This window comes from Pseudomonas farris (genome assembly GCF_019145235.1).
Lineage (GTDB): Bacteria > Pseudomonadota > Gammaproteobacteria > Pseudomonadales > Pseudomonadaceae > Aquipseudomonas > Aquipseudomonas farris.
Genome location: NZ_JAHSTV010000002.1, coordinates 562780 through 576259, shown reverse-complemented (window position 1 = coordinate 576259; position 13480 = coordinate 562780). Strand labels below are relative to the sequence as shown.

The 13480-nt window shown below is 60.2% G+C and carries 7 protein-coding genes; all 7 read right to left on the bottom strand.

Going from position 1 to position 13480, the window contains the following annotated elements:
• Positions 1–12 precede the first annotated feature (12 nt).
• The 7 genes from KVG95_RS05780 to KVG95_RS05750 all read right to left on the bottom strand — a co-directional run bounded on the left by KVG95_RS05780 (position 13) and on the right by KVG95_RS05750 (position 13096).
• The gene (locus tag KVG95_RS05780; RefSeq protein ID WP_217854963.1) at positions 13–3060 is read right to left on the bottom strand and encodes an autotransporter serine protease; all 3048 of its coding nucleotides are present in this window, start codon (positions 3058–3060) and stop codon (positions 13–15) included.
• A gap of 216 nt (positions 3061–3276) precedes the next feature.
• Positions 3277–6234 (bottom strand): autotransporter serine peptidase EprS, encoded by a 2958-nt coding sequence (gene eprS / locus KVG95_RS05775; protein WP_217854864.1) that lies wholly within the window; start codon positions 6232–6234, stop codon positions 3277–3279.
• Positions 6235–6427: 193 nt separating this feature from the next.
• Positions 6428–7798, bottom strand: coding sequence for a TolC family outer membrane protein (locus tag KVG95_RS05770; RefSeq protein ID WP_217854863.1), 1371 nt, complete (start codon positions 7796–7798; stop codon positions 6428–6430).
• A gap of 2 nt (positions 7799–7800) precedes the next feature.
• Positions 7801–9150: an HlyD family type I secretion periplasmic adaptor subunit gene (locus tag KVG95_RS05765; RefSeq protein WP_217854862.1), complete on the bottom strand. Its 1350-nt coding sequence runs from the start codon at positions 9148–9150 to the stop codon at positions 7801–7803.
• Positions 9147–10934, bottom strand: a complete 1788-nt coding sequence (locus KVG95_RS05760) for a type I secretion system permease/ATPase (RefSeq protein ID WP_217854861.1) — start codon at positions 10932–10934, stop codon at positions 9147–9149. The genes KVG95_RS05765 and KVG95_RS05760 overlap by 4 nt, the downstream gene beginning before the upstream one ends.
• A 185-nt stretch (positions 10935–11119) precedes the next feature.
• The gene (locus KVG95_RS05755) at positions 11120–11542 is read right to left on the bottom strand and encodes an AprI/Inh family metalloprotease inhibitor (protein ID WP_217854860.1); all 423 of its coding nucleotides are present in this window, start codon (positions 11540–11542) and stop codon (positions 11120–11122) included.
• 96 nt (positions 11543–11638) lie between these two features.
• Positions 11639–13096 (bottom strand): serralysin family metalloprotease, encoded by a 1458-nt coding sequence (locus KVG95_RS05750; RefSeq protein ID WP_217854859.1) that lies wholly within the window; start codon positions 13094–13096, stop codon positions 11639–11641.
• Positions 13097–13480 lie beyond the last annotated feature (384 nt).

Here is a 13480-nt window from a genome sequence, read left to right as displayed (position 1 = left end):
CTTAGCGTCAAATCAGAACTGCCAGTCCAGGGTCAGGCCCACACCGTGGTCTTTTTCCCGGGAGCCGAGCAGCCCGTTGTAATCCAGGTTCAAACGGGTATCACGGCCCAGCGCCAATCCCGCACGGGCACCGACCACCGCGGCATCGCGGTCCATGGACACGCTTTGCACGCTGAACGCGGTGTTGCCGTTGACGAAGGCCAGGTGGTCTTCGGAACGGGTGTTGCTCAGGTTGTGCTGCCAGCCGAGCGTGCCGGACAGTTCCAGCTGTTGCTGGTCGGACAACGCAATGGCTTTGCTCGCCCGCAAGCCAAGGGTCGAAAGCATCACGTCGCGGTTGTTTTCACCGCCCTTGAGCGCGGCGGCATCACCTTTTTCGCTGAAGCTTTCAGTGTTCAAGTGCACGTAGGCCAAGTTAATGAATGGCTCCAGAGCGATCGGTTGCAGGTCCAGGCGATACGCCGCTTCGGTGAACAGTTGCGCGGAGGTCGCATCGCGTTTGGATTTCTGCTTGCCGCTGACGCCGTTAAATTGCAGGTCACGTTTGACGTCGATGCGATGCCAGCTGTAAGCGCCACCGACGCTCAGGCGCAGCGCGTCGATTTCATGGCCCAGGTAGGCACCCAAGTGGTAGCTGTCGACCGATGCCGACGAGTGCGTGCCATCGCCCATGCTCAACGAGCTGTCGCTATAACCGGTGACGAAACCCAGTCGCGTATCTTCAGTGATCAAGCCATCGACACCGGCCAGCAGCCCGCCAATGGAGCTGTTGGAACTGGCGTTGTCATCCCCGCCATCGCTCTTGCCCCAGGCACCGAGTACTTTGAGCCAGGCGTTGCTGCGGTCATCGGTGGGTGCCCCGGCGTCGAACAGATCGTGCTCACGCAGACGCTCGCCGACTGCATCGCGCAGGTAACGGCTGTCGTTGATCAGCAGCGTGCCGATTGCCGGATGAATCTCACCGGAGAGTTGCTGGAACGCTTGTTGCGCGACAGCAGCGGTCGGCGACAGCAGCAGGGTTTCGTAGAGCGGATTGCCTGCCCCCAGCTGCTCGGCGGCAGCGGCCACGGCGCGTTGGTTCGGGGTTTGGCCAGCGCTGGTGAAGGACGTCGCGTTACGCACCACTGCCAGTTGAATGCCACTAGCCGAGTAGTCGAGACTGCCACCGATAAACAGGTAATCCGGCAGCACCGCACCAAAGCGCCCTTCGATTCCGCCGGCCGCTTGCAGGATGTTGTACTGATTGCCGAGCAGGGATTTCGCTTCACTGGTGGTCAGCAATGTCGGGCTGTTTTCCAGAGACAGGCTGACGGTTGCGCCCTCGATGATCGCCTTGCCGTCGGCGATGATCTGGTCGCTGCTGGTGGGCGACAGCTCTACGGCATAGGTCGAGCCAGGTTCGAAAACCACGTCGCCCGCCACCTGCAGGGTGCCGATGGAATTGCCGGGGGCCACGGTACCGCCGCTTTTCGCGGTCAGCGCCGCGATGCTGCCGTTACCGCCGAGGATCCCGCTGTTATTGACGGTGACAGCCGACAGCAGCGAACCATTGATCGCCAATCGGCCCTGATTGACCAGGGTCGGGCCAGCGTAGGTGTTGGCGCCGGTCAGCACCAGCGTGCCGATGCCCTGCTTGGTCAAGCCGCCATGGCCAGAAATGTCGTTGCGCCAGACGTCGAGCCCGCAGTGCACGTCATTGCACACACGCTCGGTGGGTTTGCCGGCATCGATGATCGCGCCGATACCCGGCAAGTCCGCGACAAACTGGCTGGAGCCGTAGGCGCCTTCGATGCGGAATTCTTCGGGAATGTCCTGCTCGGTCACGAACATGGCCGGGCCATCGATGCCTTTGCGCAGGTTGATCATGCCCCAGCCGTACAGCGAGTCGACGCCGGTTGCGCCGAGGTCGGTGGCGGTGGTGCGCAGCACACTGGCGACTTGCGCGCCGGTCATGTACGGGAAGCGTTCCATCAACACCGCCACCGAGCCTGCAACGTGCGGCGCCGCCATGGAGGTGCCGTTGTAATTGGCGTAGCCGGTGGTCAGGTCATCGGCATTGGTGCCGCTGATAATCGAACTGTAGATCCGGCTGCCCGGTGCCGACACGCAGAAGCTCGCGGTGTAGCCGCAACGCGACGAGAAGGTGCTGATGTTGTAAGGGTCGGGGCTGCTGGTGTCCGGGTTATTCTGCAACGCGGCGACGGTCATCCAGTTCGGCGCGATCTCCGGGACGAAGTAACCGAGGCCGGCGATGGCGTCCGGGTTGTTGAGGTTGTAGTCGTTGCCGGCGGCGAAGATCGTCACGATGCCACTGCGGGCCGCGGCGATGGCGCCGTCGTAGGCACCGCCGGGTTTGGTCCCCAGCAAAGTCTGGATCTCGTTGAATTGCAGTTGTGCGTCCTGCACGGTGAAGTGCGGGTATGCCGGGTCCCGACCACCCAGGTCGAAGCGGTCGGTGATGCCGATGCCCCAGCTGTTGTTGATGATCCGTGCGCCGCTGGCGATCAGGGCATCCCAACCGGCCTTGTACACCGCGCCGTCGTTGCCGCGAATGATCCCGTCTTCCGGGCCCGGGTCGCCGTTGTCGGCGCTGATGATTTGCGCACCAAAGGCGACGCCGTGCATCGGCCCGCCATCGCGACTGCCCGCGGCGATCCCGCCAACGTGGGTGCCGTGGGCACCGAGTTTGCCGTTGGAGCCCACCGAGGGCGAACCGTCATAGAGAAAGGCGTCCCCGGCTTTGACCGGAATGTACGGGTCGGTGTATTCGCGGATGCCACTGGTGACCAGCGTGATCACTTTATTGGCACCGGAAAACTCCGGGTGCAAGGCGTAAACCGGTTGGTCGAAAATCCCCAGTTTCACCCCTTTGCCGGTGTAACCGGCGGCATAGGCCTCCTGAGCATTGATCGCCCCCAGGCCCCAATCGGCGTTGAACTCCGTGCTGCGCCAGCTATCGGGATCGCCTGTTCTGCCGTTTTCCACGTAGGGCGCCGCGTGTGCGGTGCCCAGGGTGGCCAATGCGCAGAGCAAGGCAAGGTTGTTGTACTTGTTATTCATCATCGAGCTACCGTCCTTAGTTGTGTTGGCAAAATCCTTGTGGCCAGGGGGGGCCAATTCCTCTGAGTGAAGGCGCGGAACCTGTGGGAGCGGGCTTGCTCGCGAAAGCGATGTGTCAGGCGATATCAATGTTGACTGTTCCGCCGCCTTCGCGAGCAAGCCCGCTCCCACATGGATCGCGCCAAGCCCCCTCACCCACAATCGGTGTTTACCGCATTAAAACTGCCAATTGAGACTCAGCCCGACGCCGTGGCTTTTCTCGCGGCGGGCCAGTTGGCCGGTGTAATCGAGGTTCAACCGAACATCCCGGCTCAAGGCCAGGCTGACATGGGCGCCCACCAGCGCCGCATCGCGAACCAGCGGCGAGCTTTCCACCACGAACGGAGTGCCACCGCTGGCAAACGCCAGGTGTTCCTCGGAATCGGTGTTGCTCAGGTTGTGCTGCCAGCCGAGGCTGCCGCTCAGGTCCAGTTGTTGCTGGCCGGACAGCTTCAGGGTTTTCAGAGCTCGCATGCCTAAGGTGCTGAGTACCGCGTCGCGCCGGTCGCCGCGGCTTTTGAGCGCGGCGGCGTCACCTTTTTCGGTGAAGCCCTCGGTGTCGAGGTGCACGTAAGCCAGGTTGGCGAATGGCTCCAAGGCCATTGCTTGTAGGTTCAAGCGATAGGCCGCTTCGCCGAACACCTGGGTGGTCCCGGCATCGACTTTGGCTTTCTGTTTGGCGCTGACGTCACCGTATTGCAGGTCACGTTTGATGTCGGCCCGATGCCAGCTGTAGGCACCGCCGGCACTCAGACGCCAGGCGCCCATTTCGTGGCCGGCATAGGCACCCAAGTGATAACTGTTGACCTGCGCCGATGAGTGAGTTCCAGAGCCCATGCTGACCGAGCTGTCGCTATAACCGGCGACCAGGCCCACACGGGTTTGGTCATCCACCGCGCCATCGACACCCGCCAACAAACCACCAATCGACGTGGTGTAGCCGGCGGTGTCGTGGCTGTCATCGGTCTTGCCCCAAGCGCCCAATGCCTTGATCCAGCCGTTGCTTCGGGAGCCATTGGCTTCGTTGAGACGCTCACCCACTGCGTCGCGTAGATAACGACTGTCGTTGATCAGCACCGAGCCCAGCGCCGGGTAAATTTCCCCCGACAACTGCTGGAAGGCTTGTTGCGCCGAACTCGCGGTCGGTGACAGCAACAGACTTTCGTACACCGCGTTACCCGCGCCAAGCCCTTCCACTGCGGCGGCGACAGAACGCTGATTCTGCGTTTGCCCGACGCTGGCGAAGGTTGTGGCGTTACGCTCAATGCTCAGCTGAATGCCGGTCGCGGCGTAATCGAGGCTGCCGCCGATGAACACGTAGTTGGGCAGCACCGCGCCGAACTGGCCTTGAATCCCGCCCGCCGCTTGCAAGATGTTGTACTGATTGCCCAGCAGGCTTTGCACTTGTTGGGTGCTGAGTAAGGTCGGGCTGTTTTCCAGGGACAGGCTCACGGTGGCGCCGCTGATCGTGGCCGTACCGCCCGCAATAATCTGGTCGCTGCTGGTGGGTGACAGTTCGACGGCATAGGTCGAACCCGGCGCAAACGTCACATCGCCGCTGACTTGCAACGTACCGATGGAATTACCGGGCGCCACGGTGCCGCCGGGATTGGCGGTCACCGCAGCGATTCGTCCGTTACCGCCGAGGGTGCCACTGTCATTGACGGTGACCGCCGACGTCAGCGAGCCGTTCACCGCCAGCAACCCGCCATTGACCGTGGTCGGGCCGCGATAAGTGTTGTCGCCAGTGAGCATCAACCGCCCTGCACCGGACTTGATCAGGCTGCCTTCGTAGACTCGGTTTGCGGCGGCGGAATCGCGAGCTGTACCCACTGCGTAATCGGTCTGATCCTGCTGACTGGCTCCAGCCGGGACACCGTTCTCCCAGCCCTTGTCCTTCAACGTCTGTTGCCAGGCACTGCGTTCGGCGGCGTCTTCGGCCTGACGCTGAATCAGCGCCTTGTCGGTAATGCCGTTGCTCCAGACATCGCTTTGCCCTGCCCCCAGATTGGCGTCAAACGACCCGAGCAATTGCCCCGGCCCGCGCATCGCCCGCTCAAGGTTGGCCACACCCCACCCGATGCGCGTACTTGGTGCGTCGGTGACCGAACCGTCGAGCTGCGTTGCGGTGGTCAGCAGCACCTCAAGCGCCTGCTGATTGTTCATGTACGGATAGCGTTCCATCACCAGCGCCAGTGCCCCGGTGGCATGCGGCGCGGCCATGGAAGTGCCGGACTTGATCGCGTAACCGCCGCCGGGAATGGTGCTGTCGATCTTCGCGCCCGGTGTGGTGATGCACCAATACTTGGCGATCCCGCACTGGTTGTATTTCTGCTGATTGCTTTGATCCAGCCCCGACACTGCCAGCCAGTGGCCTTCCAGGTCCGGCTGAAAATACGGCAAGGCCGAACGCACGCTGGCATTCGGGTAACCGCTGTTGCCGGCGCTGAACACATTGATCACGCCGCGGCGCGAAACGTCGGCGGCGGCATCGAGCCAGGTGCCTTTGTTCCAGTGTTGGGCGTAGGCAGCGTGCAGATCGTCGAGGGTTCGGTAGCTGACGTCCGGCGGCTGGCTGCCCCAGCTGTTGTTGATCGCGCGTACACCGGCATCCGCCAGGGCGTTATAGACCGCTGTGAAGTAGCGCGGGTCGGGGCTGGGGCCGAACAGGAAACTGTCGTTCTTGTTGGTGTTGCCGACATAGATTTGCGCGTTGTACGCCACGCCGTGCATGCCAGTGCCATCCCGGGAAGCGCCCATGGTGCCAGTGACGTGGGTGCCGTGAGAGTCGTTGTTGGTGTTGAGCGTGCCGTCGACGTTGAACGCTGAGCCGTCGACATAGCTGCCACTGGCGGTCACTGCGTGATAACGCTCGGCGGCAAATTCGGGATGGCTGGAATCGAAACCGGAATCCAGTGCGCCGATTTTCACGCCCTTGCCAGTGATGCCGGCGGCATAGGCTTGATCGGCCTGCATGCGCGCCAGGCCCCAATCGCGCTGGAACTCCGTCGAGCGCCAACTGGCGGGATCGCCTAGAGTGCCGGTTTCCAGGTAAAGCGCCTGGGCTGGGCCTGGCACTGCTGCAATCAGGAGCAATAGCGTGCCGACCGACATCGGCTTGATTTGTACATCCATGTTCATGACTCTCGCTTTTTGGCGTTTTTAGAGTTGTAGTCCCCCGGTTCGGGGACGGTGTGGCGAGGGGGCTTGCCCCCGTTGGGCCGCGAAGCGGCGCCAAACAATGCAATGCACAACTTCAGATACATCGCGCCGCGTGCTTCACGACGGCTTCGCCGTCCAACGGGGGCAAGCCCCCTCGCCACAGGGGTTACTGGGTCTTCGTTGGCCGGCCTTGACCGAAGGCCTCATCCACCTTGGCCAGGTCCTGCTCGCTCAAGGTCCCGGCGTAGTAGTGCAACTTGGTCCAGGCCATCAAATAGTCGTACCGCGCCTGAGCCAGATCCCGGCGGGTGGTAAACAGTTGTTGTTCGGCATTCAGCGCATCGAGGTTGACCCGTTCGCCGCCCAAAATGCTTTGCTTGGTCGAAACCACCAGCGCTTCGGCCGACACCAATGCCTTCTGATAAGCCCGCAATTTATTGACCCCCGACAAGCAGGCGCTGAACTGACGGCGCAACTGAATCAAGGTTTCCCGGGTCTTGCCGTCCAGGTCGTACTCGGCCTGTTCCATGGTTCGGCTGGCTTGCCGGGTCGAGGCCGAGACCCCGCCGCCGGCATACAGCGGCACATTGACTTCAATGCCGATGGTGTTGGTGTCGTAGCGCTGGTTGTAGGTGTTGCCGCTTTCCGATTCGTTCTGGCGCACCGAGGCGTAGGCGCTGACTTTTGGCAGGTGGCCGGCACGGTTGCGTTCGACTTCGTAACGCGCCACTTCCACCGCCTGGCGCTGGGAGGCGAGTTTCGGGTTATTGGCCACCGCCATCTCGTGCCAGGTGTCGTAATTGGCCGGTTGCAGGGTGAAGGTCTGGAAGTTCTGATCCAGCGGCGTCAGGTCGCCTATGTCAATGGCCGGCACGCCAATCAGTGCGCCCAGCTCCCGCAAGGACGCATCCTGTTCATCGCGCGCCTCGATCTCCTCGGCGGTCGCCAGTTCGTAACGTGACTCGGCTTCGAGGATATCGGTGCGCGTGCCCTCCCCTTGGCGGAACATCTGCTCGTTCTGCTGAAACTGCTGTTCGAAGGCTTTTTTCTTGGCCCGCGCGATGTCGATCTGGTCCTGAGCGAACAGCGCCTTGGTGTAATTCTCCAGCACACGAACCAGCAGTTCCTGGCTCTTGCCACGATAGTTTTCGTCAGCGAACAGCGATTGCGCCACGCCTTTGCGGTACGCCGCATAAGCCTCGTAATCGAGCAGCGGCTGTTGCAGGGTCAAGGTCGAACCGTAACTGCTGTAGTTGCGGTCCTCGGTGAAGTCTGGTCTCCCCTCATTAATTTGAGTGACCTTGGAGGTGTTACGCCCCTTGTTGTAGTTGTAACCGATCCTGGGCAGCAGCCCGGCGCGGCCGATGGCGCGGTTTTCAAGGCCTGCATCGCGTTCCTTGATGGCGCCGAGGAACACCGGATCATTGCGTAACGCTTGCTCATAAATGTCGAACGGCCCCATGGCCATCGCGCCGTTGCACGTCAGCAACGCCACGGTCGCTGCGAGCAGGGAAAGCTTATTCATACAGCCGAACATCCTTATTCCTCGGTCAACGCGGAGCCTGCCCGGTCGAGCAGCGGTTTGAACAAATAGTTGAGGAGTGAACGTTCACCGGTACGCACGAACATTTCTGCCGGCATGCCGGGTTTGATCACCAGACCGTTGAGTTTTTCCATGGCCTGGTCACTGACGCTGCTGCGCAGCACGTAGTACGGCACACCGGTTTTTTCATCGACCATCTGGTCGGCGGAGATCAGGCTGACTTCGCCGGGGACTCGCGGGGTACGGCTCTGGTTGAACGCGGTGAACAGAATGTCCACCGGCAAGTGCGTGCCGACCTTGTCGATCAGGTTGATCGGCAAGTGCCCTTCCACTTCAAGGCGGGTACCTTGCGGGACGATCTCCAGCAGCGTGTCGCCCTGACGAACTACGGCGCCTTCGGTGTGAACCCCAAGGTTGACGGCGATGCCGTCGGCGGTGGCGATGATTTCGCTGTGTTGCAGGTCGAAACCGGCGGAGGTCAATTGCTCTTCCAGGGTCACGCTTTTGAGCTGCGCATCGGCCAGTTGGCTGCGGACTTCCTTCTGGTATTCCTCGCTGTGCTGTTGCAGTTTCAGGCGGGATTCAAGGATGCCCTGCTCCACGCGGCCGCTTTCGCCGGTGTTCTCGGCCAGCTGTTGTTGCACTTGCGACAACTGACGCTGGTAATCCATCAAGCGGTTGCGCGGAATGTAGCCGTTGTCCGCCAAGGGCTGAAGATTGCTCAACTGTTGTTGCAGGGAACTGGCCTGGGCCGTCAGGTCAGTGCGCGCGCGGCGCATGCCGGCCAGTTGCGCGCTGGCGCCTTCGATGTTGGCGCGCAGGGCGGCTTGCTCGCGAAAAAACGCTTCGCGACGGCTGCTGAACAATTGCCGTTGGCCTTCGAGTACCAAGGCCAGACGCGGGTCAGGATCGTTGCTCAGCTCGGCGGGGAAATTCACCTGCTTGAGGTTGTCCCGTTCACTCTGCCAGCGCGCCAGGCTGGCCCACGCCATGCGGTATTGCGCTTGCAGCGATTGCACGTCGGCCGCGACCTGGGTCTGGTCCAGGCGAAACAACGGCTGGCCCTGCTTCACCACTTGGCCTTCGAGCACCAGAATCTGGCTGACCACGCCGCTGCTCATCGATTGCACGGCTTTGCGCTTGCCCGAGACCACCACGGTGCCCTGCACCGGAATGCCTTGATCGAGCGGCGCGAGGCTCGCCCAGGTGAAGAAGCTGCCGGCACCGACAATCGCCAGAATCCAGCCCATGCGGGCGAAGAAACGCGCGTCGCGCTCAGGACGTTCGGCGATGTAGTCGTGTTCCATCGTCGCTTCGCTGTCGTCGTTCATGCGTGTACTGCTCATACACCCGAATTCCTTGTCGTGGGCTGATACTGCCGGCTCATGCTGAGCCCGCCCGGTGCTTGCGCGGCTTTTTCACGTGGCTGTTCATGAGCGCCTGACTGATTACCGGCAAGCGCCTTCAGCACCTCCTGGCTTGGGCCGAAGGCCTGCAAGCGACCTTCGTTGAGCACCAGCAACTTGTCGGCCTGTGCCAGCGCCGAAGAACGATGGGTAACCAGAATCACGCTGGTGCCCCGGGCCTTCATGTGCGCGATGGCGCTGGCCAATGCCGCTTCGCCGACGGTGTCGAGGTTGGAGTTCGGTTCATCCAGCACCACCAGGCTTGGGTGGCCATACAACGCACGAGCCAGCGCCACACGTTGCTTCTGGCCACCGGACAAGCCGCTGCCGTCCTCGCCAAGCACGGTGTCGTAGCCCTGCGGCATGCGCAGGATCAGTTCATGAACGCCGGCCTGTTGCGCGGCTTCGACCACTTTTTGCGGATCCGCTTCACGGAATCGGGCGATGTTTTCGGCGATGCTGCCGCTGAACAGCTCGATGTCCTGGGGCAGATAACCGATATAGGGGCCAAGGTCGTCGCGGTTCCAGCGATGAATGTCCGCGCCATCGAGGCGCACCGTGCCGCCCAACGTCGGCCAGACGCCGACCAGCACCCGGGCCAGGGTCGATTTACCGGAGCCGGAAGCCCCGAGCACGCCCAGCACTTCCCCGGCGCCCAGGTTGAAATTGACCATGTGCAAAGTCGCTGCCCTTTGCCCTGGCGGTCCGGCGCTGACTTGTTCGAACGTGATCTGACCTTTCGGCGCCGGCAGCGCCATCGCCTCCTCAGTCGGTGGATAGGCTTGCAGCAAGGCGTCAAGACGGCGATAAGCGAGTTTGGCGCCGCTCCACTGTTTCCACACGGCGATCAACTGATCGATGGGGCTCAGCACCCGACCCATCAGGATCGAACCGGCGATCATCATCCCGGCGGACATGTCACCCTTGATCACCAGCAAGGCGCCCAGCCCCAGCACCAGGGATTGCAGGCACAGGCGCAGGGTTTTGCTCAGGGAACTGATGACCGCGCCAGTGTCGCTGGCCTGATTCTGCAAGCCGAGAAAACGCGAGTGCACCCCAAACCAGCGCTTGCGCAAGACACCGAGCATGCCCATGGCCTGGATGGTTTCGGCGTTATGCAGGTGACTGGTGGCCAGTTGGCTGGATTTCTGGGAAAACCCTGCGGCTTCGCCCAAGGGCTTTTTGGTCATCGCCTCGTTGAGGCAGGCCAGCCCGATCAGCAGTACCGCACCTGCGGTGGCCAATACACCGAGCCAGACGTTGAACAGAAAGATCACAAACAGATAGACCGGAAACCACGGCGCATCAAAGAAGGCAAACAGCGCCGGGCCGGTGACGAATTGGCGAATATGGGTCAGGTCGCCCAAGGATTGCCCGGCGTTGCCCTCGCCCTTGAACAGGTTGCGCTCGAAAGCGGCCTGATACACCCGCAGGTTGAAACGGCGCTCCAGTTGGCTGCCGATACGAATGACAATGAAGCTGCGCACGATCTCCAGCAGACCGATAAAAGCGAAAAACCCGACCACCATCAACGACAACATCGCCAGTGTGGTTTCGTTTTGCGAAGACAGTACCCGGTCATAGACCTGAAGCATATAAATCGACGGGACCAACATCAGCACATTAATCAGTGCGGTGAAACATCCAACGCTGATCAGGATATTTTTATAGTCGCCCAGTGCCTTGAATAACGGTGCGGTGGCCGGGCTCTTCGCCTTCTTCATTGGTTTTTCCTGAGGTGTTATTCCTCGCCTTACTTGGCGAGGTTCCAATTAACTGTCCGCACATGGGCCGAGACATTCTTTTGCCGGCTATCGCTTGCACATCAATAACAACCCTTTGAGTTCTTCAGAGAGTTCCGGCTATTGATGTGCTGCTTATAATTTTTATTCAGGCAGGCATTACTTACTTAATGCGCAGTGCGCTTGAGCGTAATGATCAGACCTGACTTCAAGGTGCTTTTATAAAGCCCCTCATGCTGTCGGCTGAAAAACACAATTTTCGAGCCTTCTTTACCGGTCACAGCAATGCCATCCGGTTCCGGGAACCAGCCAATCGCCGACTCGTTCAGCCAGGCACCGAGGCACTCGGCCCCCTCACCCAGGGTCTGGTTCAATTTGAGCTCGATCGAGCAAACATTCGACGGTTTGTCCTGCAGCGCCTGGGACTCGGGCGAGTCTTGCGCGGCGTTCAAGGTGGCCTGCCATTTCCCCGCGAGTTCCGACGGGTCGGCTAATTTAAGACTGCGAGCCATGGCTACATCTCCAAGAAACATCATCAGCGTCGCCAACAGCCACGCGGTTGCTTTGTAGGTAAAAGCGTTCTGAATCATAGGGCGTTTTACTCATGGTTATAGCCTTACTCATAGCACCTACCGTTCAAGGGACAGAGAGCGGCGCCTCAAGCGCCGCCCTCCTTTTGCCTTGAATCAGGCCACGATGTCCGAGAACGCCGCCTGGCCAACGGTGCTGACCAGGAAGTCAGCCACGCCGTGCCCGGAGAAGTCCACTGACAACAGGCTATTGCCGCCCGAAGTGGTCAATACCGCATCACCTGCCGCACCGGTGAACGAATTCACGAAGTGCAGTCCTGCGCCGTTGGTGATGCCGGTCAGGTCGATCTTGTCCAGGCCACTGACAAAATCGAGGATCTGGTCGACGGCACCTGGCTTGGAGTCGCTGCTGGCCGCGAACACAAAGGTGTCCGAACCCGACCCGCCCCACAGTTTGTCCGCACCGCCCGCGCCGAAGAGGATGTCGTTGCCGGCACCGCCCTTCAACTCGTTGGACACGCTGTTACCGATCAGCAGGTCGCTACCCGAACCGCCAATCGCGTTCTCGACGGTGACACCCTTGGCGATGGACACGTTGCCCACCATGCCGCCAACGTCGGAGAACGAGGCTTCATTGAGGTTGATCTTCTGGTTTTGGGTAAAACCGGAGAAGTCCAGGGTGTCCTTGCCGCCCGCATCCCAGACCGAGAACACGACTTTGTCCGACGACGAAGACGCACTCAGGAAGTCGCGACCGGCGTTGGAGTTGAAGCCGTAGGTGGTATCACCGGTACGGGTGGTGGTGTTGGCACCGTAGAGTTTCTGAATGGCAGCGATATCGTCCATCAACGGGCCGGACGCATAGGCTTCCACACCGCCCTTGCTGAAGTTCTGGTCGGTATTGCTTTCACTCCAGTAGCTCATGAGGCTATAGCCGCGGGTGTCTTCCCCGTAAGTCGCGTCGTTGTAGGTCGGCGCACCTTCACCGGCGTTGTAGTCGCCAGGGTGAGCCAGGCCCAGGGAATGACCGATTTCATGGGTCAGGGTTTGACGACCGTAGTTGTTCAGGTCCGGTGTCTTGTTGACGTTATAGCCACTGCCCGTCAGATACCACGAAGTACCGTCATAACCTGGACCGGTGCCTGGCAGGTAGGCGAATGCCGCCGCGCCATCCTGACCGCCACTGTAGTTACCGAAGGTCATGTGACCGTCGCCGCCAAAAGACTTCTCGGTGAAGGTGACATTGGCCACGTCGGCCCAGGATTGCATAGCGAGTGCGGCCTGGGCTTTCTGTTGCGCACTGAACTGACTGAACCCGGTGATACCGTGCTTGTTCATGGTGCTCGACGAGGCCGAGGTCAGGAACGTGTAGGTGAGTTCGATTTTGCCGCTGCCGTCCTTGTCCTGGTAGGCAGCGCCGTCACGTAGCAGCTGGGTAGCAGCCTCGTCGACGGAGAAGGAGGGTTTGCCATTGACCGTGAGATTGCCACCCCGATCATACTGATGGCTGAAACTATCGATCTGGTTGTAGGCGGAACTGGGTGCAGCCAGCGCTTGCAATGGCGCAAAGGCCTGTTCGGCAAGATCAATAGCGTTGTCTTTTACTTTCGACATAAACACACTTCCTTGTTTAGCAATGGAACAGTTTTTGTCCGATACGACAATCTCTGGCGAGATCGTCCTATCACTCGCCCAATGAAGGCGTATAAAAACTGACACAATTCGAAATCAAACGTCTACATTTTTTTTGACGTCAAATTGATCTGTTCCGGCGAACTCCAGTAAACAGTGCGTGTGCTATCGAAATATAGTTTGTAGTTGAAGGTTTTTAGCCGGATTGTCCGACAATCTGATATTTAAATATTAAATATGGGTAAGTTGTTTTCTGTAGACTAGTTCTCGTTTTCCGGATTTATCAATATAAGTGCCAGTGTATTGCTATCAAATAAATTAAATAATCAGTTAGTTGCGATACTGGTGGGCAAGTCTATCTCTGCG

What these genes read in the sequence shown, in the direction of transcription:
- eprS (WP_217854864.1), bottom strand. Translation starts at nt 6,234, where the DNA reads ATGGATGTACAAATCAAGCCGATGTCGGTCGGCACGCTATTGCTCCTG.
- KVG95_RS05780 (WP_217854963.1), bottom strand. Translation starts at nt 3,060, where the DNA reads ATGAATAACAAGTACAACAACCTTGCCTTGCTCTGCGCATTGGCCACC.
- KVG95_RS05755 (WP_217854860.1), bottom strand. Translation starts at nt 11,542, where the DNA reads ATGATTCAGAACGCTTTTACCTACAAAGCAACCGCGTGGCTGTTGGCG.
- KVG95_RS05765 (WP_217854862.1), bottom strand. Translation starts at nt 9,150, where the DNA reads ATGAGCAGTACACGCATGAACGACGACAGCGAAGCGACGATGGAACAC.
- KVG95_RS05770 (WP_217854863.1), bottom strand. Translation starts at nt 7,798, where the DNA reads ATGTTCGGCTGTATGAATAAGCTTTCCCTGCTCGCAGCGACCGTGGCG.
- KVG95_RS05760 (WP_217854861.1), bottom strand. Translation starts at nt 10,934, where the DNA reads ATGAAGAAGGCGAAGAGCCCGGCCACCGCACCGTTATTCAAGGCACTG.
- KVG95_RS05750 (WP_217854859.1), bottom strand. Translation starts at nt 13,096, where the DNA reads ATGTCGAAAGTAAAAGACAACGCTATTGATCTTGCCGAACAGGCCTTT.